Origin of the sequence: Ectopseudomonas composti, assembly GCF_900115475.1 — a bacterium.
GTDB classification, from domain to species: domain Bacteria; phylum Pseudomonadota; class Gammaproteobacteria; order Pseudomonadales; family Pseudomonadaceae; genus Aquipseudomonas; species Aquipseudomonas composti.
In genome coordinates this window covers 171988-193346 of sequence record NZ_FOWP01000010.1, presented here as the reverse complement: position 1 = coordinate 193346, position 21359 = coordinate 171988, and the positions used below count along the sequence as shown (strand labels likewise).

General features: G+C 63.3%; 15 protein-coding genes and 3 riboswitches. Of the genes, 7 read left to right on the top strand and 8 right to left on the bottom strand.

The window, feature by feature from the left end; translation table 11 throughout:
- Positions 1-58 precede the first annotated feature (58 nt).
- Together BM059_RS18180 and BM059_RS18175 are read right to left on the bottom strand one after the other, a co-directional pair.
- A complete protein-coding gene (locus tag BM059_RS18180) occupies positions 59-787 on the bottom strand; it encodes an urea amidolyase associated protein UAAP1 (RefSeq protein WP_074940748.1) in 729 nt (242 codons plus the stop codon).
- Positions 788-869: 82 nt separating this feature from the next.
- On the bottom strand, positions 870-1937 hold the full coding sequence (locus tag BM059_RS18175) for a putative urea ABC transporter substrate-binding protein (RefSeq protein ID WP_074940745.1): 1068 nt from the start codon (positions 1935-1937) through the stop codon (positions 870-872).
- A gap of 68 nt (positions 1938-2005) precedes the next feature.
- Positions 2006-2103: riboswitch (guanidine-I (ykkC/yxkD leader) on the bottom strand.
- 333 nt (positions 2104-2436) lie between these two features.
- Between BM059_RS18175 and BM059_RS18170 the strand changes: the two genes are divergently transcribed.
- Together BM059_RS18170 and BM059_RS18165 are read left to right on the top strand one after the other, a co-directional pair.
- Positions 2437-3462 (top strand): isopenicillin N synthase family dioxygenase, encoded by a 1026-nt coding sequence (locus BM059_RS18170; protein ID WP_074940743.1) that lies wholly within the window; start codon positions 2437-2439, stop codon positions 3460-3462.
- Positions 3459-4391, top strand: a complete 933-nt coding sequence (locus tag BM059_RS18165; RefSeq protein ID WP_074940741.1) for a hypothetical protein — start codon at positions 3459-3461, stop codon at positions 4389-4391. The genes BM059_RS18170 and BM059_RS18165 overlap by 4 nt, the downstream gene beginning before the upstream one ends.
- Positions 4392-4638: 247 nt before the next feature.
- Here the strand turns inward: BM059_RS18165 and BM059_RS18160 are convergent, their stop codons facing one another.
- From BM059_RS18160 to BM059_RS18150, 3 genes are all read right to left on the bottom strand, one after another.
- Positions 4639-5454, bottom strand: a complete 816-nt coding sequence (locus BM059_RS18160) for an ABC transporter ATP-binding protein (RefSeq protein WP_074940804.1) — start codon at positions 5452-5454, stop codon at positions 4639-4641.
- A 41-nt stretch (positions 5455-5495) separates the two neighbouring features.
- Positions 5496-6311, bottom strand: a complete 816-nt coding sequence (locus BM059_RS18155) for an ABC transporter permease (RefSeq protein ID WP_074940738.1) — start codon at positions 6309-6311, stop codon at positions 5496-5498.
- A 199-nt stretch (positions 6312-6510) separates the two neighbouring features.
- Positions 6511-6611, bottom strand: a riboswitch (guanidine-I (ykkC/yxkD leader).
- Positions 6612-6795: 184 nt separating this feature from the next.
- The gene (locus BM059_RS18150; RefSeq protein ID WP_074940735.1) at positions 6796-7857 is read right to left on the bottom strand and encodes a putative urea ABC transporter substrate-binding protein; all 1062 of its coding nucleotides are present in this window, start codon (positions 7855-7857) and stop codon (positions 6796-6798) included.
- A 48-nt stretch (positions 7858-7905) separates the two neighbouring features.
- Positions 7906-8023: riboswitch (guanidine-I (ykkC/yxkD leader) on the bottom strand.
- A 232-nt stretch (positions 8024-8255) separates the two neighbouring features.
- Between BM059_RS18150 and BM059_RS18145 the strand changes: the two genes are divergently transcribed.
- Positions 8256-8681 carry a hypothetical protein gene (locus tag BM059_RS18145; RefSeq protein WP_074940732.1) on the top strand — a complete coding sequence of 142 codons (426 nt, stop codon included), beginning with the start codon at positions 8256-8258 and terminating at the stop codon, positions 8679-8681.
- Between the two features lie 8 nt (positions 8682-8689).
- Here the strand turns inward: BM059_RS18145 and BM059_RS18140 are convergent, their stop codons facing one another.
- Positions 8690-9610 carry a LysR family transcriptional regulator gene (locus BM059_RS18140; protein ID WP_074940729.1) on the bottom strand — a complete coding sequence of 307 codons (921 nt, stop codon included), beginning with the start codon at positions 9608-9610 and terminating at the stop codon, positions 8690-8692.
- Between the two features lie 97 nt (positions 9611-9707).
- On the opposite strand from BM059_RS18140, the gene BM059_RS18135 reads away from it, so the two are divergent.
- The 4 genes from BM059_RS18135 to lapD all read left to right on the top strand — a co-directional run bounded on the left by BM059_RS18135 (position 9708) and on the right by lapD (position 14748).
- Positions 9708-11495, top strand: coding sequence for an alkyl/aryl-sulfatase (locus BM059_RS18135; protein WP_074940727.1), 1788 nt, complete (start codon positions 9708-9710; stop codon positions 11493-11495).
- Positions 11496-11689: 194 nt separating this feature from the next.
- Positions 11690-11935, top strand: coding sequence for a DUF1145 domain-containing protein (locus BM059_RS18130; RefSeq protein WP_074940725.1), 246 nt, complete (start codon positions 11690-11692; stop codon positions 11933-11935).
- Positions 11936-12064: 129 nt separating this feature from the next.
- Positions 12065-12772 (top strand): cysteine protease LapG, encoded by a 708-nt coding sequence (gene lapG / locus BM059_RS18125; RefSeq protein ID WP_370737372.1) that lies wholly within the window; start codon positions 12065-12067, stop codon positions 12770-12772.
- A gap of 8 nt (positions 12773-12780) precedes the next feature.
- Positions 12781-14748 (top strand): cyclic di-GMP receptor LapD, encoded by a 1968-nt coding sequence (gene lapD / locus BM059_RS18120; protein ID WP_074940722.1) that lies wholly within the window; start codon positions 12781-12783, stop codon positions 14746-14748.
- 50 nt (positions 14749-14798) lie between these two features.
- On the opposite strand, the gene BM059_RS18115 is transcribed toward lapD, so the two are convergent.
- Positions 14799-15140 carry a hypothetical protein gene (locus BM059_RS18115; protein WP_037003749.1) on the bottom strand — a complete coding sequence of 114 codons (342 nt, stop codon included), beginning with the start codon at positions 15138-15140 and terminating at the stop codon, positions 14799-14801.
- A 126-nt stretch (positions 15141-15266) separates the two neighbouring features.
- Positions 15267-21359, bottom strand: a 6093-nt coding sequence (locus BM059_RS18110) for a tandem-95 repeat protein (protein WP_139220765.1), incomplete at its 5' end; no start/stop codon positions are given.

Here is a 21359-nt window from a genome sequence, read left to right as displayed (position 1 = left end):
TGCTTGCGCCGAACGCCCTTCAGGGCGGCCCGAAGGACGAGCGCAGCGAGTCACCCATTCAAATGTACTGGCGTTCGGTGTTGTGGAAGCCGCGGCCGTTCTCCGGGCGCGAGGTGCGGCAGAGCACGGTGATGCCGTCGCTGTCGACCTTGCTCCAGCGAAGCTGCACTGGCTTGGGCGCGTACTGCGGGTTCGGGTCCATCGGGTGCTGCAGGGCGGTGAGCACCACCAGGGTGTCCATCGGCGCGTACAGCTCGATGTAGTCACCGGCTTCGCTGTTGTGCGGCTGGAAGTGGAAGGCGCCGCCTGTGTCGACATCCACGCGGCTGAACAGGTTGAGGTTCATCAGCAGGTCGAGCAGGTTCAGATCCCACTTGCCCATTTCCACCAACAGGTTGTCCATGCCGTTGCGGAAGAAGCCGTTGCGCAGTTCCTGGTAGCGGCCCTGGCCGTACTTCTCGCTGACTTCTTCGGCGTTGAGTACGCCGCCGAAGCTGTCGTGCCAGCCACAGGTATCGGCCGTGATCGCCGCCAGCACCTTGCCCATGTCCGAGTACAGGCAGTGGCCGGCGGTGAGCTTGGCGGTGTGTTGGCATTTCAAAGTATCGGGAAGGTTCAGGCGCTCGCTTTTTTCGGCGGCGTTGAACAGCAGCAGGCTGACGTTGGCGCCGCCTTCTATATCGGTGATGCGTAGCAGCTGGCCACGTTTGAGGATGAAGGAGGTATGGCCGCCACCGGGGACAGTTTCCTCATAGAGAGTGGGACGGAGAGTGAGGGCAGTGTTCATGAGTACCTCGGGATCAAAGCCTGGTCGTCAGGCGCCGGCAGGGGCGCCTGATCATCGTTGCGAGGGAGTGGGGGAGTACGCTTCAGAGCTTGCCGTCGACGGCCATCTGTATGTAACTCGGGTCGAAGCGCAGCTTGATGTTGGCGCTGTCGCCAGTGCTCACGTCGCCCGCGAAGGTCATGCCGATGGCGTCGGCGCTACGGGCGCCTTCACCGAGGATGCCGTGTTCGAAGCTGAAATTGGCGACCTTGGTCATGGTCTCCGGCAGGGCCGGGCTGGTGATGAAGTCGAGGGTTTCCTGCGGCGTGTAGAACAGCTTGGTGGTCGCCAGCTGCGATTGGTAACCGGCCAGGTCGGTGCCGGAGGCCTTGGCCATTTCGGTCAGGGCGTCGGTGGCTGCCGGGGTGCCGGCCTGCATCAGTTCGAGAATCTCGAACCAGGCGCCGACCAGGGCTTTGCCGAAGTCCGGGTTGTCCTTCAGGGTCTGGGTGTTGACCACCATCATGTCGAGGATTTCACCCGGGATCTTCGAGGAGTCGAACACCTGGGTGCTGCCAGGCTGGGCGTTGATCTCGGCGAGCATCGGGTTCCAGGTCGCGGCGGCCTGCACGCTGGAGGTGGAGTAGGCGGCGATGATGTCAGCGTCGGAGGTGTTCACCACGCTCACGTCGCGCTCGCTCAGACCTGCAGTTTCCAGCGCGCGGGCGAGGAAGTAGTGGGAGACCGACAGCTCCACCAGGTTGACCTGCATGCCCTTGATGTCGGCCAGGGTCTTGCCTTCGCCCTTGATCAGCAGGCCGTCGTTGCCGTTGGAGTAATCGCCGACAATCAGCGCGGTGCTGTCTACGCCACCGGCGGCGGGGATGGTCAGGGCGTCCATGTTGGTCATGGTGCAGCCGTCGAACTGGCCGACGCTGTACTGGTTGATGGATTCGACGTAGTCGTTGAGCTGCACGACATCGATGCTGATGCCGTATTTCTTCGCCCATTTGTCGATGATGCCGGAGGTGCTGGCCTGACCCCAGGGCATCCAGCCGGCGTAGAGCGTCCAGCAGACGCTGAAGTTGTCTTTCTTCTCGGCGTGAGCGCTGAAGCTGAGCACCGCGGCCAGACTGGCAGCGGCGAAGGAGAGCAGACGGTACTTGCGCATTTGGAACCTCCAGTGTTGTTGAGTACGGGCAGGAGTCGCGGCACGTTTCGAATCGTTCGAAAGGCGCGTTCTCCCGGGCTTTTATCCCGCCGTGTAACCTCACTGGAGGTCGATGACTCTCGGACCAGCACTTGCCAGGCAAGTCGGAACCCTAGTCATCCATTTCGCAAATTGTGGTGCCGCGATTCCGGGAAACCCCGGTTAGAACCTGCACACCTAGGTCGTAGCGAATAGCGTGCCAGCTCGCCAAAGCCCGTGATTGGGCGCTGCGGCAGCACTATCTGCCGTTTGCGTGCTGCCTGATGGGGCTTCAATGGTGTGCGCTGCACCGTTCGAGGGCGATTTGGCTTGCGGCATCGCCGCTCGATGGCATTCAGGCGATGGCATGGAAATCGCTATCGACTTTTGTGCAGGGGCGACCTCGCTATCGCCCTCGGGACGACCCGACCCGCTGCTCGTCTGGACGACCAGGTAACTCACTTGTTCAAGGGAGATTGCCATGGCGCATACCCATTTCACGTCCATTCCACTGATCGACGTTTTCGGCCTGTATGCCGACGACCTGGCTCAGCGCCAGCGCGTTGCCGATGAGCTGGGCCGCGCGGCGCGCGACATCGGCTTTCTGCAGATTATCGGGCACGGCATTTCGCGTGAGCTGCGCGATGGGCTGATCGGCCAGGCACGCAGTTTCTTCGCCCGCCCGCTGGAGGAGAAGATGCGCTTCTACATCGGCCAGTCGAGTAACCACAGCGGTTACGTGCCGGAGGGCGAGGAGCAGTTCGCCGGTGGCAGCAAAGACCTGAAAGAGGCCTACGACGTCAATTACGACTACACCGAGGCGGCCCAGGTCTACCCGCTGCTGGGGCCGACGCAGTGGCCGGACTCGGCGGACTTCAAACGCGAGGTCAGTGCCTATTACCGCGCGGCGCTGGCGCTGGGCGACACGTTGTTCCGCGGCTTTGCCCTGGCGCTGGGGCTGGCCGAGAACACCTTCGCCGGCATCACCCGGCAGCCCACCAGCCAGTTGCGCATGATCCATTACCCGCTCGATCCCGATCCTGTGGCCGACCGTCCCGGCATCGGCGCGCACACCGACTACGAGTGCTTCACCATCCTGTTGCCCACCGCCGAAGGTTTGCAGGTGCTCAATGGCGACGGTCAGTGGATCGATGTGCCGCTGGTAGAGGACGCCTTCGTGATCAATATCGGCGACATGCTCGAAGTGCTCAGCAACGGCCATTTCGTCGCCACCTCGCACCGCGTGCGCAAGGTCAGCGAGGAACGTTTCGCCTTCCCGCTGTTTTGCGCTTGCGACTACCCGACGCGCATCGCCCCAATTGCCGGCCTGCCGCCGCGCGGCGAGCGTGTGTACACGCCGGTGAGTTGCGGCGACCACCTGTTCGCCCAGACCGCGCAGACTTTTCGCTATCTGCGCCAGCGGCTGGAGGACGGTTCGCTGCAGTTGCCGGATGGGTCGGCAGGTTTGTCCAGCTTTGGTCAAGGCCGCCGGGAGGTGACGGCATGAACCTGCTGGAACTGGCGGCACGTTACCCACAGCGCGCCGAAGGTGGCGTGCCGGACTGGATGCTCGGGCACTTTCGTCGGCGCACCATCAGCTTCGCCGATGGCCGCAGTGATGAGCGTACCCAGGTGCACTGGCTGCAAAGTCGCAGCTTCACCATCGACCTGCGCCTGCCGGATGCGCCCGCGTTGCCAGTGCGGGCCTGGCAGGACTACGACGCTGCCGAATTGCGCCAACTCGCCAACCACGAGGGCTGGGTGGCTGACAGTGTCTGGGAGAACGGCTACCTGAGCTGGCACGGCGGCGTGTCCCTGCAGCTGCACAACCGCTGGCCGGAACCGGCGCAGTTGCAGCGCATCGGCAATTGCATGATCGAGTTCGGCACCACGGGCGCCTATGTCGAGGACTGGCGTTTGCAGGCCAGCCGTGGGCCGCTGATCGGCCTGCGTTTGCTGGAGGAATGCGACGCCGAAAGCGGCGAAGTGCTGCAACGTGGCGGTGGTCTGATTCTCTGTGGCGAACAACTCGGCTGGGTTCATGGCCGCGGTAGGGAGCCTGGCGAGTCAGCGCTGCAACTGCGCGAGCGAGCTGAACGGGCGCAAGGTGATGGTGAGGCCCTGTCGGCGCTGTTCGACTGCGAGACCTCGCTGGCCTACGCCGATCAGCAGGGGCGTTATCAGGTGGCGCTGTCCACGGTGCCGGCGCGGGTGGGGCAGATGGTTTCGCTGGAGGGCTTCGAGCTGCCGGGCGCTGGGCGCGTCTGTCAGCACCTGCAACGCCCGGACGGCCGTGCGGTGGTGCGGACCTTTCTCATCGATACGCTGGAGCCGGATTGGCGCGCGGATCTTGTCACGCCGAGTACCGCTGAGGCGCAGTGCTGGTTCGCCGCCGAGGGCGAAACGCTGTCGCGCTATCTCGAAGTGTTGAGTTAGCCAGATGCTGACCGTCTGATTCACCGCTGAAAAGCTCGCCGCTGAAGCGCCTCCCACAGCTCGGGTCTGCTCGATCTGTGGGAGGGGTTTTCGGCTCGGGCATCCTGTTTTGCTCTACCTCCTGCATCCATGCAGTCGTAGCCGCGACGTTGTGGCTGAAGAGGCGGTGCGCGCGGCGCACCCTACGGGTTATCGCGCGGTTTGCGCTGCGTAGGGTGCCCTGTGCGCACCGAGATGGCCGCTGCAATCAACGGGCTGCGATACGCTCGGCCAACTCGCTGGGCAATTGCGCCTGCGCCCGGCGTGCTTCGTTCAGTGGGATGTCGTAGGTGATGCGTGCGCCGTAGGCGTTGGGCGCTTGCGGGTCGTGACGCACCTTGTCGAATACCAGCAGGCGGGTGCCGAGGCTGAAACCTTCGGACAGGTCATGGGTGACCATGAACACCGTCAGGCGGGTTTCCTGCCACAGCTCCAGCAGCAGCGCGTGCATGTCCTTGCGGATGCCGGGATCGAGGGCGCCGAACGGCTCGTCGAGCAGCAGCATGCGCGGTTGCATCACCAGCGCCTGGGCAATGGCCAGGCGTTGCTGCATGCCACCTGAGAGCGCGCTGGGGTACTTGTTCAGGGCATGGCCGAGGCCGACCTTGGTGAGAATCTCGGCGGCGCGTTCGCGCGCTTCGCGCTTGGCTGTGCCGAACAGCCGGCCAAGCACAGGCGAGCGGGGCAGCTCCAGGCCCAGGGCGACGTTGTCCAGCACGCTCAGGTGCGGGAATACCGAGTAGCGCTGGAACACCACGCCACGGCTCGGGTCAGGCTCGTTGGGCAGCGCCTGGCCGCTCAGCAATAGCTCGCCACGGCTCGGGCGTTCCTGGCCGAGCAGCATGCGCAGGAAGGTGGATTTGCCGCAGCCGGAGGCGCCGACCAGGGTGCAGAACTCACCCTCGTCGACCTTGATGTTGAGGCGTTCGAGTACGACCAGGTCACCGTATTCCTGCCACAGGTTGCGCGCCTCGATAAAGGCGGCTGTCGAGGTGCCGCTGGCGGCGGCGCTTGAGTCAGTCATGGCAGGTTCACTCAGCGGGACGACGTGTTGGCTGAACAGGGTCATGCCTTGCCTCCTTCATGCCAGGGAAAGCACAGGCGCAGTACCTGGCGCAGGCCCAGATCCATCAGCCAGGCCAGCAGGGTGATCCACACGACGTAGGGCAGGATCACGTCCATGGCCATGTAGCGACGTACCAGGAAGATGCGGTAACCGAGGCCGTCTGTGCTGGCGATGGCCTCGGCGGCAATGAGGAACAGCCAGGCCGAGCCGAGCATCAGGCGCAGCGAGATCAGCAGGCGCGGCATCAGTTGCGGCAGCACCAGGCGCAGGATCAGCGTCCAGGAGTTGGCACCGAGGGTCTGCGCCTTGATCAGCAGTTCGCCGGGAATCTCGCGGGCACGCTGTTCGATGTCACGGGCGATGCAGGGGGTGATGCCGATGACGATCAGCATCACTTTGGACAGCTCGCCCAGGCCGAAGACGATGAACAGAATCGGCAGGATGGCCAGCGGCGGAATCATCGACAGCACGGTGAGCAGCGGCGACAGCGGTGCGCCGAACAGCGGCACGCTGCCGGCGGCAATGCCCAGCACTAGACCCAACAGTGCGGCGATGCCGAGGCCGGTACCCAGGCGCTGCAGACTGGAAGCCGTGTCCTGCCAGAACAGGTACTGGCCGCTGCGTTTGTCTTCGGTAAAGGCCAGGCGGTCGATGGCATCGACCATCTGGCTGGCGCTGGGCAGCAGCTTGTCGTTGGGGTTTTCGGCCAGGCGACTGGTCGAGGCGCTGAAGTAGACGAATAGCAACAGCGCGAAGGGCAGCAGAATCAGCAGCAGGCGGCCGCTGCGATCCGGGTGGCGGTTGATCAGGCGCATGGCGAGTCCTCGTCGGGCCTTGGGCGGAATGCGTGCGTGGCTAGCGTGCGAAGAGGTCGCAAGGGATGAGGCGCACGGGCGTCTGGCCGTTCTGGTAGGCAGCTGGCTGCCGCTGATGCGAGTGGGGCGTACCCATGATGAATCTCCAGTTTGACAGGGGCGGGCAGGAGTTCGCGGCGGTTCCCCACTGAGGGGCGCGTTCTCCCGGGCTTTTGTCCCGCCGTGTAACCTCGCTGGAGGTCGCTAGCTCTCGGACCAGTCGCTCGCACGTGGCGAGCCGGAACCCTAGCCGGCTATTGGCAAATTGTGGTGCCGCGATCCCGGCGAACCGGGATTTTCCTGCACGAGCTGTTCTTAGCGAACATCGTGCCATGCGTCGTGAACCGCAGCAGGCGGCGTTCGGTTGCTGCTTGTCGACGGCAAGGTGCGCCGTGATGGTGCGCGACTTGGGCGGCGTGCTGCCTGTTGGGGCGTTCGGCGATTTTCAGAGTTTTCCGTCAGCGGCCAACTGCATGTAGTCGTGATTGAAGCGCAGCAGGATGCGTTGCGCGTTGCCCAGAGGCTGTTCGCCGCTGAAGGCGATGCCCAGGTTGCTCAGGCCCTGGCCGCTCTGGCCCAGCAGGCCGTGCGCATCGGCGAAACGAGCGACGCGCTGCATCAGGTCCGGCAGTTTGCCGGTACGGGTGAAGTTCAGTGCGGTGCGTGGCGAGTAGAACGAACGCAGGGTGCTGAGTTGCGCATCGAAATCCTCGGCACTGGTCTCGGCGGCAATGGCCATCTTCGCCCTGGCTTCGCGTCCGGCTACCGTGGGCAGGCCCAGCAAACGCTGGGTTTCGAACCAGGCACCGGTCAGTGCACGGCCGAATTCCGGGTGCTGCGCCAGGGTCTGACTGTCGACCACGGTCAGGTCGAGAATCTCGCCCGGAATCAGGTTGGAGGTGAACACCTGGCTGACCTCGGTCTTGCGCCGAATCTCGGCGAGGATCGGGTTCCAGGTGATCACCGCATCGCCCTGGCCGGCGAGGAAGGCGTCGGCGATGTCGGCGTCGGAGACGTGCTGGATGGTCACGTCGCTTTCCTCCAGCAGCGCCCATTCTAGCGCGCGGCTGAGCAGGTAATGAGAAACCGAGTTCTCCACCAGCAGCACGGTCTTGCCCTTGAGGTCTTGTATGCGCTTGCCGCTGCCACGCAGCAGCACGCCATCGGCGCCGTTGGAAAAGTCACCGATGATCAGCGCGGTGCTGTCCTTGCCGGCGGCGGCAGGAATGGTCAGGGCGTCCATGTTGGTCATGCTGCAGGCATCGAACTGGCCGGCGGTGTACTGCTCGATGGAGCCGACGTAATCCGGCACCTGCTGCACCTGGATGTCGATGCCGTACTTGTCCGCCCACTTCTTCACGATGCCCTGTTCGGCGGCATAGCCCCAAGGCATCCAGCCGGCGAAGATCGACCAGCACAGCTTGAAGGATTTCGGTGCGGCCTGGGCCGTTGGAGTGCCGAGCAGGCAGGCGCAGAGCAGGGCGGTAAGCAGAGAACGCATGGGCATGACCTCGAGTAATCAACGGGATGGGAAAGCGGGCAGCCGTGCTGCGCGTTCTCCCGGGCTTTTATCCCGCCGTGTAACCCCGCGGCTTCCCGCCGCTGCGTGAGGTCGCCCACTCTCGGACCAGCCACTCGCCCTGCGGCGAGCCGGAACCCTAGTCGGCCATTGCGATTCGCTACCACCTGCGATCCGTCGTGCGGATCGGCTTTCCGCTGCGGCTGCAAGCGAATGGCGTGCCACTCGGTGTTCATGTGCGGGGATGAGTGGCGCATTTGCGTCACCCATCACAGCCGACGAAGTGAATCGCACCTGTTCAGGTCGGCGCTGTCTGATGCCTCAGGGATCACCATCCCGGAGGCCGACATCGGTCGGCGTCGTCCCAGCGGTCACAGGAGGCCGCCATGCCCTACAAGATGCTGTTTTCCGCCTTGCTCTTGCTGCTTTCCGGTTGCGCCGTCTATGGCGATGGCTACGACCGTGGTTATCACAACGGCCACGGCTACCGGTACTACGACGGTTACCGGCGCGATTACTACCCGCCGCCACGCTACTACTACGAGGACCGTCGGCATAACTACTACCCGGCCCCTCCGCGCTACGTACCGGCACCACCGCCGCGTTACCAATACGGCCATGAGCAGCGTTACCGCGATGGCTACAAGCGTCATGAACAACCACGGCACGACTATCGCCGCGACCAGCGTCGCCAGGAACATCGCAGTGGGCAGATTCAGCGTGGTTGGGACGCTGGCCGCAAGACGCAGCAGCGTTTCTCCAGCGGGCGCAGCCATAACGAACAACGGCGTAGCGGCGAGCGCCGCTGGTAAGCCTGCCCTCAATCCGCCGCGTGTTCAGCACGCGGCGTCTGTTCATCCACCCGACGAATTGCTTCGACCATGGCCTGCGCCGCCGGCGACAGGCTGTGGCCGGCGCGGCTGACCAGGCCATAGGCTGAATGTTGATGCAGACCTTGAGGCAGCAGTGGCAGCAGGGCGAGCTGGCCGTTGTGAAGTTCGTCGGCGATCACGTCCCAGGGCGCCATGCTCAGTACATCGCTGTCGGCCACCAGGCGCTTGAGTACCAGGAAGTTGTCGCATTGCACGCTCAAGGGCTGCGCTCGTCCACTGGCCAGGCCCAGGCTACGTTCGACCACCTGCGGCAGTTGTGTGCCGGCCAGAGGGAAGTCGAGCAGATCGCGCAGTTGCAGGTCGCCACGCTGCAGTAGCGGATGAGACGGGCGACAGAACAGCACGCCCTGGTGCACGCGCAGCGGTTCGATATGCAATTGCGCGTCGTCCTGCAGCTCACGGATATCGGCGACGAACAGTTCGATGGCCGAGTCCAGCAGGCTATCGCGCAGCTCCAACCAGTTGGCGATATCCAGCTTCACCAGCACCCGTGGGTAGCGTTGCAGCAACTGCCCCAGTGCCTGCGGTATCAGTCGCGCGGCCGGGTAGGGGCCGGCGCCGAGGCGCAGTTCGCCAGCTTGCAGATTACCCAGCTGGTTGACCGCGTTGCTCAGCGCCAGGCTGCCCGCGAGCAAGCGGCGCGCATGCTCCAGCACCAGCTGGCCATGGGCGGTGAGGCTGACGCCGCGGCTGTGGCGATCCACCAGGGTGCAGCCGAGCTGACTTTCCAGTGCCTGGATGCTGCGGCTCAGCGCGGGTTGGCTGAGGTGCACGGCAGCGGCGGCGCGGGCGAAATGCTCGTGCTCGGCGAGGGCGACGAAGTGGCGGAGTTGGCGGAGATCGTTCATGCGCTTCCTGCATTAACTGGTCTATTCGAATGCATTGGAATTATCAGGTGGCCTTTGCCAACCTGCCAGTACTCCAACAACAAGAACTGCCAACGCCATGAGCACATTCTCTCGTTTCAGCGGCCTGCTACTGGCCGCCACCCTGCCATTGAGCGCCCATGCCGAGCTGCCGGCCGAGCGTATCGAACCCAGCATCAATGCCGAACTGGCTGCCCACACCAAGGTGTTCGCCCAGCAGGTCTATCGCGTCGCCGACAACGTCTATTCGGCGGTCGGCTGGCAACTGGGCAACGTGGTGATGATCGAGGCGCCGCAGGGGCTGATCATCGTCGACACTGGCGAGTCGGTCAGCGAGTCGCGCAAGATCATGACCGAGTTCCGCAAGCTCAGTGACAAGCCGGTCAAGGCGGTGGTCTACACCCACTTCCATCCGGATCACATCAACGGCGTGCAGGCATTCGTCAGCCGCGAACAGGTGGAGCGCGGCGAGGTGCAGATCTACGCCCACGAGACGCTGCTACAGAACGTGGTGGCGCAGGGGGCACTTGTCGGGCCGATTCTCGGTGTGCGCTCGGCGTACAGCTTCGGCTCGTTTCTGCCGGCCAGCGATCAGGAGGGCATGAATGGCGGCATCGGCCCGCTGGCCAAGCCCGAGGCATCTTCCTTCATCGCGCCGACCGTGACCTTTGGCGAGCGCCTGGACACCCGTATCGCCGGCCTCGACGTGCAGTTCTTACATGTGCCGAGCGAGGCGCCTGACGAAATCACCCTGTACCTGCCGGCCAACCGCGTGTTGATCAGCGCCGAGGTCGATCAGGGGCCGACGCTGCCGAACATCCACACGTTGCGCGGTACCAAGTTCCGCGACCCGGTGCAGTGGGTCGAGAGCCTGGACAAGCTGCGTGCCTACCAGGCCGAGTACATGGTGCCGCTGCATGGCCGACCGGTCAGCGGCCAGGACAAGGTCGAGGAAGTGCTGCGCATGACCCGCGATGGCATTGCCTACATCCACGACCAGACCGTGCGCTGGATGAACAAGGGGCTGACGCCGGACGAGTTGGTCGAGAAGGTCAAGCTGCCGCCGCACCTGGCTGGCTACACGCCCTATCTGCGCGAGTACTACGGTACGGTGAAGCACAGTGTGCGGCAGATCTATAACGGTTACCTGGGCTGGTTCCAGGGCGACCCGGTGGCGCTCGACCCGACTCCGCCGCGGCAGCAGGCCGAGCGCCTGATCGCCCTGGCCGGCGGCCGTGAGAAGTTACTGCTGGAGGCCGGCAACGCCTACCTCAAGGGCGACTATCAGTGGGCCGCCGAGCTGGCCAGCTACGCCATTCGCGTCGACCACGAAGACAAGCTGGCGCGTGAGATCAAAGCGCGCAGCTTCCGTAAGTTGGGCTACGCCAGCATGAACATCAACTGGCGCAACTGGTACCTGATGAGCGCCATGGAACTGGAGGGCAAGCTCGACGGCGACACTATTCGCCAGCGCTCGGTGGAGATGCGCAAGGTCTTTCTCTCGCCGGACATGGTACGCAGCTTCACCCCGCAGAGTTTTCTGCAGAAGTGGGTGACGCGTATCGATCCGGACAAGGCTGACGATGTCGAGCTGACCCTGGGCTTCAGCTTCCCCGACGTTGACGAGCAGTGGGCGCTGGAGGTTCGGCGCGGCGTGGCGCAGCTGCACAAGGGCATTCCCAAGGGCACTACTTTGCGCCTGAGCATGGACAAGCGCTTCATGGAAACCCTGCTCACCGGTGAGGGCGGCCTGGTCAAGGGCGCTCTGCTCGGTGATGTGCAGGTCGATGGCAACCTTCTGGAGATTCGTCGCTTCCTCAGTTGCTTCGACTTCAGCGACGAGGCGTTCGGCCTGACCCTGCGCTGAGGGCTGATCCCGTAGGGCGGGTGCAACTCGTCATCGTGCTGAAGGCGAGTTAAATCTGTCCTACGAGGGGCCGCGTCAGCTTGTAGAAGAGCCTCCGCATCGGCCAGGCATAGCACTTGGCGCCAGTCGAAAGGGAGGCGGCTCTCGCTGGAAAGGTTCGGCACACTCGAGGTTCATCCAATCGGAGTCTCACGATGAACCTGCTGTCTTTCGCCAAGGGTGCCCTGACCATGTTCTGGCTGGTGGCGCTGCTCAACCTGTTCTACCCCTTCGCCACGCCGCTCGGCGGCTGGGTCAACTGGGCGGCGCTGCTGGTGTTGTTGGCACATGTCGGCGAGCTGCTGCTATTTCGCGCGCGACTGCAGGGGTTGCCGGGGCAGTGGTGGCAACGTCTGCAGGTGCTGCTGTTCGGCATGCTGCATCTGCAACGCTTGCGTTAAGCGCCTTCCCCCGCTGAAACACTGGACACTCTCGCCGTCATAACGGCGAAGTGCCATTGTCTTTTTTCCCTTCAGCCCGCACCATTCCCGCCGTGTTCCAGGGGCTGTCAGGCCCGAGACGGATTGCCGATGTTTCGAGGTTGCGCAGGCGCAGGTCGATTTGGGCGGGGCCGGCGCAAGTCGCTCCTGGCCGCGCCGTTGCTGCTGGTTCTGCTTGCCGGCGTGCTGCATGCAGACTGGGATTTCAATCTGATCAGCCAGCGAGCCGAGAAACTCTATGGGCCTCTCGGCGATGGCAAGGCGCGCATCGACGAGTGGCAGGCGCTGCTACAGCGTCTGCCGGCACTGGACGAGGCCGAGCAGCTTGAAGCGGTGAATCGCTTCTTCAACGCCAGCCTGCGTTTTCGCGATGACATCGAGGTCTGGCGGCAGAACGATTATTGGGCGACTCCGGTCGAGGCCCTGCGCAAGGGGGCAGGTGATTGCGAGGACTTCGCCATCGCCAAGTACTTCACCCTGCGTGAGGCCGGCGTCGCCAGCGACAAGCTGCGCATCACCTACGTCAAGGCGCTACGCCTGAACCAGGCACATATGGTGCTGACCTATTACGCCACGCCTGATTCAATGCCACTGGTGCTGGATAACCTGATCAATGTGATTCGCCCTGCCAGTGAGCGCTCGGATCTGCTGCCGGTCTATGCCTTCAATGCCGAGGGTTTGTGGCTGGCCGGCAAGGGCGCTGGCAAGCAGGTGGGGGACGCCAAGCGCTTGTCGCGCTGGCAGGATCTGTTGAAGAAGATGGCCGCCGAGGGGTTCCCGGTGGAACCGGGTCGATAGGAGTCGAGATGTCTCTGTTTAAACAATTGTTGATTGCCATCTGCCTGTTCCTGGTGGTCGCCTTTACCGGCAGCTTCATGGTCGGCCTGGAAAGCTCCCGCGAGCAGTACGTCAACCAGTTGCGTTCGCATGCTCAGGATGCTGCCACCGCATTGGGCCTGTCGCTGACGCCGCACGTCGACGACCCGGCGATGATGGAGCTGATGGTCAGCTCGATCTTCGACAGTGGCTACTTCCAGAGTATTCGGGTGATCGACATTGCCAGCGGCAAGACCCTGGTCGAGCGCAGCGGCGTGCCTGACGCGGCAGATATCGAGGCGCCGCAATGGTTCGTCGACCTGATCGGCCTGGAGCCGGAGGTGGGCGACGCCCTCGTCAGCCGTGGCTGGGAGCAGGCGGCGCGGGTGGAAGTGCAGAGCCATCCGTTGTTCGCCATTGCCCGACTGTGGCGCAGTGCCCTGGGCAGCCTCGGCTGGTTGCTCCTGTGTGGCCTGCTCAGCGCTGGCGTGGGTGCCTTCGTGCTGCGTCGCCAGCTCAAACCGCTGGATTACATGGTCGAGCAATCCCATGCCATCGCCCGCCGCGAATTCCTCAGCCTGCCGATGCTGCCGCGCACCCCTGAACTGCGCCGTGTCGTCGAAGCGATGAACCAGATGGTGGAAAAGCTCAAGGCGCTGTTCCAGGAACAGGCGGAACGCAGCGAGCGGCTGCGTGACGAAGCCTACAAGGACAGCCTGACCGGGCTGGCCAATCGTCGCTATTTCGAGATGCAGTTCCAGGTTCGCCTGGGCGCTGAGGATGAAACCAACTCGGGTTACCTGCTGATGATCAGGGTTCGTGATCTGGCGGGGCTCAATCAGCGGTTAGGCGGTCAGCGAACGGATCAGTTGCTGCTGGCAGTGGCTGAAGTGCTTGTACGCGAAGGGAATATCTTGGGCGCAGGATGCCTGCTTGCCCGCAGCCGAGGCGGTGATTTCGCCATGGTGGCTCCGGGGCTGGTTGTGGAGGAGGCTGAACAACTGGCGATGCGTCTGGAAGCCGCCTTCGCCAACCTTGCCGTCACCTGCGGTAGTGATCTGACGCCAATGGCACATATCGGTTTGGCTCCGTTCCGGGCGGGTGACGAGTTGGTCGAGTTGCTACGCTTGGCCGACGAAGCCCTGGCCAGGGCAGAAGGCTTGGGCGAGCAGAGCTGGGCTCTGGTATCGGGTGACGAAATGGCGAGCGTGGGTGACGAGCGTCATGTCTGGCATTCATTGCTGGATCAGGCCTTGAGCCGGCGCCAGATCGAGCTGTATTTCCAGCCTGTGGTCAGCGCTCGCGACGCCGCTCAGGTGCTGCACTACAAGGTTCTCTCGCGCATTCGTGACGCGCAGGGCGCGACCATTCTTGCCGGTCGTTTCCTGCCCTGGTTGCAGCGCTTTGGTTGGTCGTCACGTCTCGATCTGCTGATGCTGGAAACGGTGCTGCAGCATCTCGCAGGCCACTCGCAGTGTCTGGCACTGAATCTCTCCGGTGCGCTGTTGCGTGAACCCAAGGCTTTGGAAAAGGCGTTCGAGTTGCTCAAGCGGCATGCCGAGTTTGCGCCGCGCCTGGTGCTGGAACTGGAGGAGGACCAATTGCCCGAGCAGGCAGCGCTGGAGCAACTGACCCGGCGCCTGCGCAACCTTGGTTTCAGCCTCAGTCTGCAGCACTTCGGTGGCCGCTTCAGCATGATCGGCAACCTGGCGCGCCTGGGGCTGGCCTATCTGAAGGTCGATGGCAGTTATATCCGCGCCATTGATCAGGAAGCCGACAAGCGCCTGTTCATCGACGCCATACAGCGCGCAGCGCACAGCATCGATCTGCCGTTGATCGCTGAACGTGTGGAAACCGAAGGTGAGTTGCTGGTGCTGCGGGAAATGGGCATTCAGGGTGTTCAGGGCCGGCTGGTCGGTGCCCCTGTACCCTGGCCGCCAACCACTCCTGCAGCTTGACCTAGAGGTCTCCGACGCTACGTGCTGAGATAGTGTTTGCTGCGCTGGCGTCAGATCAGCCCTGTGCTGACTTCTTCCTGAATCAGGCGCGACAGGCCGCCGAGTGCTTCCCGGGCCTGATTACGGCTGAGCAGCTTCGTTTGCGCTGCGTGCGGTAGGTCGGTGATGCGGATGATGCCTTTGGCGATCAGCACGCCAATCAGATCTTCCAGTACGCGAACCATCTCCTGATCGCTTTGACGCAGTTGCAACAGGCTGGTCTCGATGGCCTGGTTGGAATACCAGGCCAGTATGTCTTGGTCATCGGCGGGGAGCTGTTGGGTAAAACCCGCGAACTCAGCCGCTTCGACGCGAACCAGGTTGCCCTGGGCGTCACGCTGCACGTAAAGCATGGATGCCTCCTGATGAGACGTCGATCACCGGGCGTATATCTATACGCGCCGGATGACGCACAGACAAGATCGGTCGCTTAGGCACGACTTCCCACCGCGCACGAGGCGCGGTGGGAATGGAGGCCATCAGTGGTGTTCGGTCTTCACCAGCGGGTCGGCACCGGCCACCAGCGAGTTGACGATCTGCGACGAGGTAGCGCCGTACTGGCTGAGGTTCACACCCTCCAGCTTGATGGTCACGTCGACGTTGTTGGCCAGATCGCCAGTGGTGCTGACCTGCAGTGTGTTGGTGGTGGTATCGACCTTGAGGTAATCAAGGAGATTGTTGGCATTGGCAGTGTCGGGCAGCAGATCGCTGATATCGATACGGTCGCCTTCGGTCGCATTGAAGTCCTTGATCACGTCGTTGCCGAAATCACCCGCCTTCCACATGAAGGTATCTGCACCTGCGCCACCGATGAGGGTGTCGTTACCGACGCCGCCAATCAGCAGATCGTTGCCATCACCACCATTGAGCAGGTCATGGCCACCGTTGCCGTAGAGCACGTCATGGCCGTTGCCGCCGTTGAGGATGTCGGAGTACTTGCTGCCGTTGATCAGATCGCTGGCTTCGCTGCCGTTGGTGGTGCCAATGGTGTGCAATGCCCAGCCGGTGTCGGTCTGTACCAGTTCCTGGCCGTTGCCCGGCGCCTGGAAGATATCCAGACCGCTACCGCTGGCGCCCAGCACCTTGTAGGTGGAGTCGGCACTGCCGCTCAGCTTGAACTCGACCTTCAGGCTGGCCGCGCCGCCCTGATCCCAGTACAGCAGTTCCAGAGCCTGCAGGTCACCACTGAGGCCTACAGCGCTGAATACCTTGGTGGTGGTGCTCTGAATGTAGTCCGCCTCTGCCACTACCTGACCACCGATCATCAGGCGGTAGCCGTCGTCCGCTGTGACGCGAATGTCGTAGGTACCGCCCTGGGCCAGGTCGAGGAAACCGTGGGCGCGGATGATCGCGTCCGAGGTGTCGCCCAGGCCCGCGCCGCCAGCCTTGAGGTTGGAAACGTTGTTGGTACTGGCAGCCGTGAGGAAGTCGTACAGGTTGTTCTGACTGTTGTTGGAACTGCCGATCGTCGTACCGTTGCTCAGACTACGGTTGTCGCCCAGGTCATCGCTGAACACCGTGTTGCCGTTGTTGCGCAGACCGTAGTCGATCTGGTTGGCAACGAAGGTGGCATTGACCGAGGAGGCCGCGGCGTTGTCATTGGAGCCGACCAGGCTGGTGCTGTTGCCGCTGCGCGACTCGATGTAGTCCTCTACCAGTTTGAGGCTGGTGAGGTTCGGTCGTGTGCTACCGCTCTCGGAATAGCCCCAGTACTCGCCAGTCAGCCCCGACGACAGCGAGCTGGCCGTATCCGCCACGTTGATGGTGTTGGTGGTCAGGCTGTCATGGCCGACGCCGCCGTCGACGATCTTCAGTGAAAGGTGCTGGCTGGTGGTGCTTGCGGTGCTGCCGTTGGGTTCAGTCGATACGGCCTTGATGTCCAGCCCGACTTCGCCACGCACGTTGCTGCCGACTTGCAGCTTGGCAGTAGCCAGTTGCGCTGCGGTCAGGGAGACCACGCCGCCTAAGGCTGCCAGGGTGCTGTTGCCGACCACGATGCTGGCGCCTGCAGGCAGACCGGACAGATCGTAACGCAGGCTTTCCGAACCATCGGTATCGGTCAGCGCACCACTCACGTAGTTGGCCAGGGCGATGCTGGTTTTACCGCTTACACCGCCATCGCCAGCCACCACGCCCTGCGACGAGGTGAGCTCGATGTTGTCGATCAGCGCACCGCGACCGTTGCTCGTGGTCGAGGTGCCAGCCAGCTTGATGCTCAGCGCTTCGGTATTGCCGGTGCCGACGAAGCTGAAGTTGATGTTCTCCCAGTTCAGGCTGGTCTGGCTGCTGGTGGAGCTGTACTCGCCCACCAGGGTATTGCCCAGGTAGACGGCGATCTTGGTGTAGCTGGTGTCGAAACCGAGACGGCCGGCGTAATCCATGGACAGCTCGTAGACCTTGCCGACTTCGGTGGCAACGTCGCGGGTGATGCCCAGGGTCTGCGACATGCTGCCGCCAGCATCGTTGAGCTCCAGCGCGTCATTGTTGCCGGTGCCCGGCAGCTTGACGGTGATCATGTTGCCGGCCTGGTTTTCCATCTGGTCATTGTTGGCCCAGATTTCGAACACGTTGGTGCCGCCACTGCGTTTGTCGCCGCTGGTGACCAATGTCCAGTTTTCGAAGGCCGGCCCGGCGACATCCTGAGAGGTATTGTCGCTGTTCGGCGCCGATTCCCAGGTGGTGGTGAACAGCGTACTGGCCGCCGCCGACTTGACGCTGAGCGTCGGCACGTCGGCGACCGGCGTGATGTCGATGCTCATGGTGCTGCTGGTCGTACTCAGGCTGCCATCGCTGCCGCTGTACTTGAATTCGGCATAGGTCTGCTTGTTCACACCCACGCCAGTGCTGCTGAAGCTGTCGTGGCCGGATTCGTTGGAATCAGGCACGAAGCGCAGGCCACCGGCATCGATGACCGATTTGGTGACAGAGGCGTTGGTGGCAACGTTAGCCCAGCTGCCATTGACCAGTTGTTGCAGCTTACCTTCGACCGGCAGGCTCTCGATCTTGATCGAGAGGGTGCTGTTGGCATCGACGTCGCTGACCTTGAAGTCGTTCCAGGTGAAGACGTAGTTGTTGTCCTCGGTACCGGTCACGCTGGCGCCCGCGACGACCACTGGGGCCTCGTTGACGTTGTTGACCTGGATGGTGAACACCTGGGTGTTGGTGCTGCCATCGGAACTGGTCGCCTTGACGGTGATGTTGTGGCTGGTGGCGCTCTCGTAGTCGAGTTTGCTGCCATCGGCCACGGTCACCACACCGGTGCTGGCGTTGATCGCGAAGCGGCCGCCGGCGTTGTCGGTCAGCTCGTACTGGCTAACGGTCGCGCCGACATCGCCATCCACACCCCTGACAGTCAGGCCGACGGTGCTGCCATTGGCGGCATTCTCGTTGACTTGGTTGGCGGCGGTGTTGATGTCGCTGATGACCACGCCATTATCGTTGACGTTGCTCAGGTTAATGGTGAACACCTGGGTGTTGCTGCTGCCATCGGAGCTGGTCGCCTTGACGGTGACGTTGTGGCTGGTGGCGCTCTCGTAGTCGAGTTTGCTGCCGTCGGCCACGGTCACTACGCCAGTGGTGGCGTTGATCGCGAAGCGGCCGCCGGCGTTGTCGATCAGCTCGTACTGGCTAACGGTCGCGCCGACGTCGCCATCGGTGCCGCGGACGGTGAGGCCGACGGTGCTGCCATTGGCTGCGTTCTCGGCCACGCTGTTGGCGGCCGGGTTGGCGTCGGTGATGACCACGCCGTTGTCGTTGACGTTGCTCAGGTTGATGGTGAACACCTGGGTATTGGTGCTGCCATCGGAGCTGGTCACCTTGACGGTGATGTTGTGGCTGGTGGCGCTCTCGTAGTCGAGTTTGCTGCCATCGGCCACGGTCACCACACCGGTGCTGGCGTTGATCGCGAAGCGGCCGCCGGCGTTGTCGGTCAGCTCGTACTTGGTGATGGTCGCGCCGACGTCGCCGTCGCTGCCCAGAACACTGAGACCGACGGTGCTGCCATTGGCGGCGTTCTCGGCGACGTTATTGGCGGCCGGGTTGGCGTCGGTAATGACCACGCCGTTGTCGTTGACGTTGGTGACGTCGACGGTCACGGTCGCAGTGGCTGGGGTCTTGCCGTCGGTGGCGGTGACCTGCAACTGGTGCTGGGTGGCGGTCTCGTAGTCCAGGGACTTGCCGCTGGCCAGGGTGATCACGCCAGTGCTGGCATTGATCGCGAACAGGCCTGCTTCGTTGCCGCCGGTGATGCTGTACAGCAGCGGCTCGCCGTCACGGTCCTGATCGGTGCCGGTGAAACGGTCGCTGAGGTCAGCGATGGTGCTGCCCGAGGCGATGTTCTCGGCGAAGCTGACCGTGCTGTTGGCCAGGGCAGGGGCGTCGTCCACGGCCGCGACCTGGATGGTCATGGTGTTCGGTGTGGTGGAGAAGGCACCGCTCTGATCCTGAACCGAGAAGCTGAAGCTGCTGTTGCCACTGGCATTGGCCGCCGGGGTGTAGACCAGGGAAGCGATCTGCGCCGCGGTGATGATCATGCCGATGGTGACGGCTTCATTGCCCAGCTTCAGGCTGCCGCTGGCCGGCAGGCTGTTGATGCGGATGGCCTTGAGGCTGTCGCCGGCGTCGACATCATTGAAGACGAAGTCGGCGCTGCTGAAGCTGCGCGGTACACCTTCGTCAGTGGCGACGGTCTGGTCCGCGCTGGTGGGCGCGTCGTTAACCGCATGCACGGTTACCGGCAGGTCCAGGCTGGTGCTGGCATGGTCGCCGTTGGCGCCTTCGGTGGCGGTCGCGGTGACTTTCAGCGTGAAGCTGCCGTTGGCGTTGGCCGGCGGAGTGATGCTCAGGTTATTCAGGTTCCAGCCGCTGACGTCGGTCGAGGTGGCGCCGGCTGCGGCGGTGAAGCTGTGTACGCCATCGCTCAGGGTAGCGCCTTGCGGGATCTGAGAAATCGATACGGCGAGGCTCTCCGAACCATCGGTATCGTTCAACGAGGCACTCAGGTGCGAAAGCGGGATGCTGCTGTCCTCAGCCCCTTCGTTGTAGCCATAGACCTGGTAGTAGCCCTTGCCATCGTTACCTTGCAGTTCGGAGACACGGACGCCGTCCTGGTTCAGGTCGTTGGTGTCGCGGTAGAGCAGTACGTTGGCGCTGGACAGATCCTGCTCTACGCCGTTTCCGACCTTGACGTTGACGTCCAGGTTGCCTGGGCCGCTCTGGTTGTGCTGGTAGATGTCCAGGGTGTAGTAGCCGCTTTCCTGGGCAGTGAAGCTGCCGCTGAACTGACCGGTGGTACCGCCCCAGGTGGCGCTGGCCACGGTGGTGCCGCCCACGGCGACCAGCACGCTGTCGTCGCCCACGCCGCTGAAGGTGTAGGTTTCGCCCGCCTGCAGGTAGATCAGACCGGAGAGCTTGTTGGCCACGCCGGCATTGACGTTATCCAGGTGGGCGTCAGTGGCGGTGGTGCTGCTGGCTGGCGCGCCAGCCGCGTCGATGGTGGCTTTCAGGGTGGTTGGCGTGGCGCCATTACCGTTGCTGCCCAGAGCCAGGCCATTCCAGCTTTGCAGGGTCAGACCGGTCGCGTTCGGCGTTCCGGCTGGGGTCTGCGCGGCAAGGTTTGGAGCGTCTGCCACCGCCTGGATGGAGACCTGCACGGTGGCGCTGCTGTTACCGCCTTTGCCATCGGTGATGCTGTAGTTGATGGTGTCCGCGCCGCTGTAGTTGCCAGTGGGGGTGTACACCAGCTTGCCGTCGACGACGCTGACGGTACCGTGCTGCGCGCTGGCAGCAGTGATGCTCAGGGTGTCGCCGTCGATATCGCTGTCGTTGGCCAGCACATCGATGGTGACCGAGGTGTCCTCACGGGTGCTCGCGCTGTCGTTGTTGGCGATCGGGGCGTCGTTGACCGGGTTGACGGTGATGCTCACCAGGGTATCGGTGACACCGCCTTTGCCATCACTGACGGTGACCACGAAGCTGTCCGGACCGTTGTAGTCGCCGTTGGGTTTGTAGCTGTACTCACCGGTATTCGGATTGAGCACCAGAGTGCCATTGGCAGTGCCGGTCTTGATTTCGTAGGTGAGGCTGTCGCCTTCGACGTCGGTGGCCTGAATGCTGCTGTTCAGGGTGCCATCCTCGTCCACCGAGACGCTGCTGTTCGGCGCAACGGGCGCATCGTTGACCGGATTGACGGTGACACTGACCACGCTGGTGGTGGTGCCGCCGTTGCCATCATCGATGGTGACGGTGAAGGAATCGCTACCGTTGAAGTCTTTGCCCGGCTGGTAGGTGTAGGTGCCGTCGGCGTTCATCACCACGCTGCCATGCTGCGGGCCGTTGCCGTTGGCGATGCTGTAGGTGAGGGTGTCGCCGTCGACGTCGCGGCCGATCACGCTGCCGTTGACGGCGGTGTCCTCGTCGGTGCTGATGCTCGACGGGCTGGCGGTCGGGGCGTCGTTGATCGGGTTGATGGTGACGTTGACCACGGAGTCGGCATAGGTGCCGGACGGATCGTAGACGCGAATGGTGAAGCTGTCGGTGCCGTTGTAATCCTTGTTCGGCGTGTAGGTGTACTC

Excerpts from the sequence above, each read along its gene's own strand:
- BM059_RS18170 (WP_074940743.1), top strand. The coding sequence starts at position 2,437 with ATGGCGCATACCCATTTCACGTCCATTCCACTGATCGACGTTTTCGGC.
- lapD (WP_074940722.1), top strand. The coding sequence starts at position 12,781 with ATGTCTCTGTTTAAACAATTGTTGATTGCCATCTGCCTGTTCCTGGTG.
- BM059_RS18140 (WP_074940729.1), bottom strand. The coding sequence starts at position 9,610 with ATGAACGATCTCCGCCAACTCCGCCACTTCGTCGCCCTCGCCGAGCAC.
- BM059_RS18130 (WP_074940725.1), top strand. The coding sequence starts at position 11,690 with ATGAACCTGCTGTCTTTCGCCAAGGGTGCCCTGACCATGTTCTGGCTG.
- BM059_RS18160 (WP_074940804.1), bottom strand. The coding sequence starts at position 5,454 with ATGACTGACTCAAGCGCCGCCGCCAGCGGCACCTCGACAGCCGCCTTT.
- BM059_RS18115 (WP_037003749.1), bottom strand. The coding sequence starts at position 15,140 with ATGCTTTACGTGCAGCGTGACGCCCAGGGCAACCTGGTTCGCGTCGAA.
- BM059_RS18180 (WP_074940748.1), bottom strand. The coding sequence starts at position 787 with ATGAACACTGCCCTCACTCTCCGTCCCACTCTCTATGAGGAAACTGTC.
- BM059_RS18155 (WP_074940738.1), bottom strand. The coding sequence starts at position 6,311 with ATGCGCCTGATCAACCGCCACCCGGATCGCAGCGGCCGCCTGCTGCTG.
- BM059_RS18165 (WP_074940741.1), top strand. The coding sequence starts at position 3,459 with ATGAACCTGCTGGAACTGGCGGCACGTTACCCACAGCGCGCCGAAGGT.
- BM059_RS18135 (WP_074940727.1), top strand. The coding sequence starts at position 9,708 with ATGAGCACATTCTCTCGTTTCAGCGGCCTGCTACTGGCCGCCACCCTG.
- BM059_RS18175 (WP_074940745.1), bottom strand. The coding sequence starts at position 1,937 with ATGCGCAAGTACCGTCTGCTCTCCTTCGCCGCTGCCAGTCTGGCCGCG.
- BM059_RS18145 (WP_074940732.1), top strand. The coding sequence starts at position 8,256 with ATGCCCTACAAGATGCTGTTTTCCGCCTTGCTCTTGCTGCTTTCCGGT.
- lapG (WP_370737372.1), top strand. The coding sequence starts at position 12,065 with ATGTTTCGAGGTTGCGCAGGCGCAGGTCGATTTGGGCGGGGCCGGCGC.
- BM059_RS18150 (WP_074940735.1), bottom strand. The coding sequence starts at position 7,857 with ATGCCCATGCGTTCTCTGCTTACCGCCCTGCTCTGCGCCTGCCTGCTC.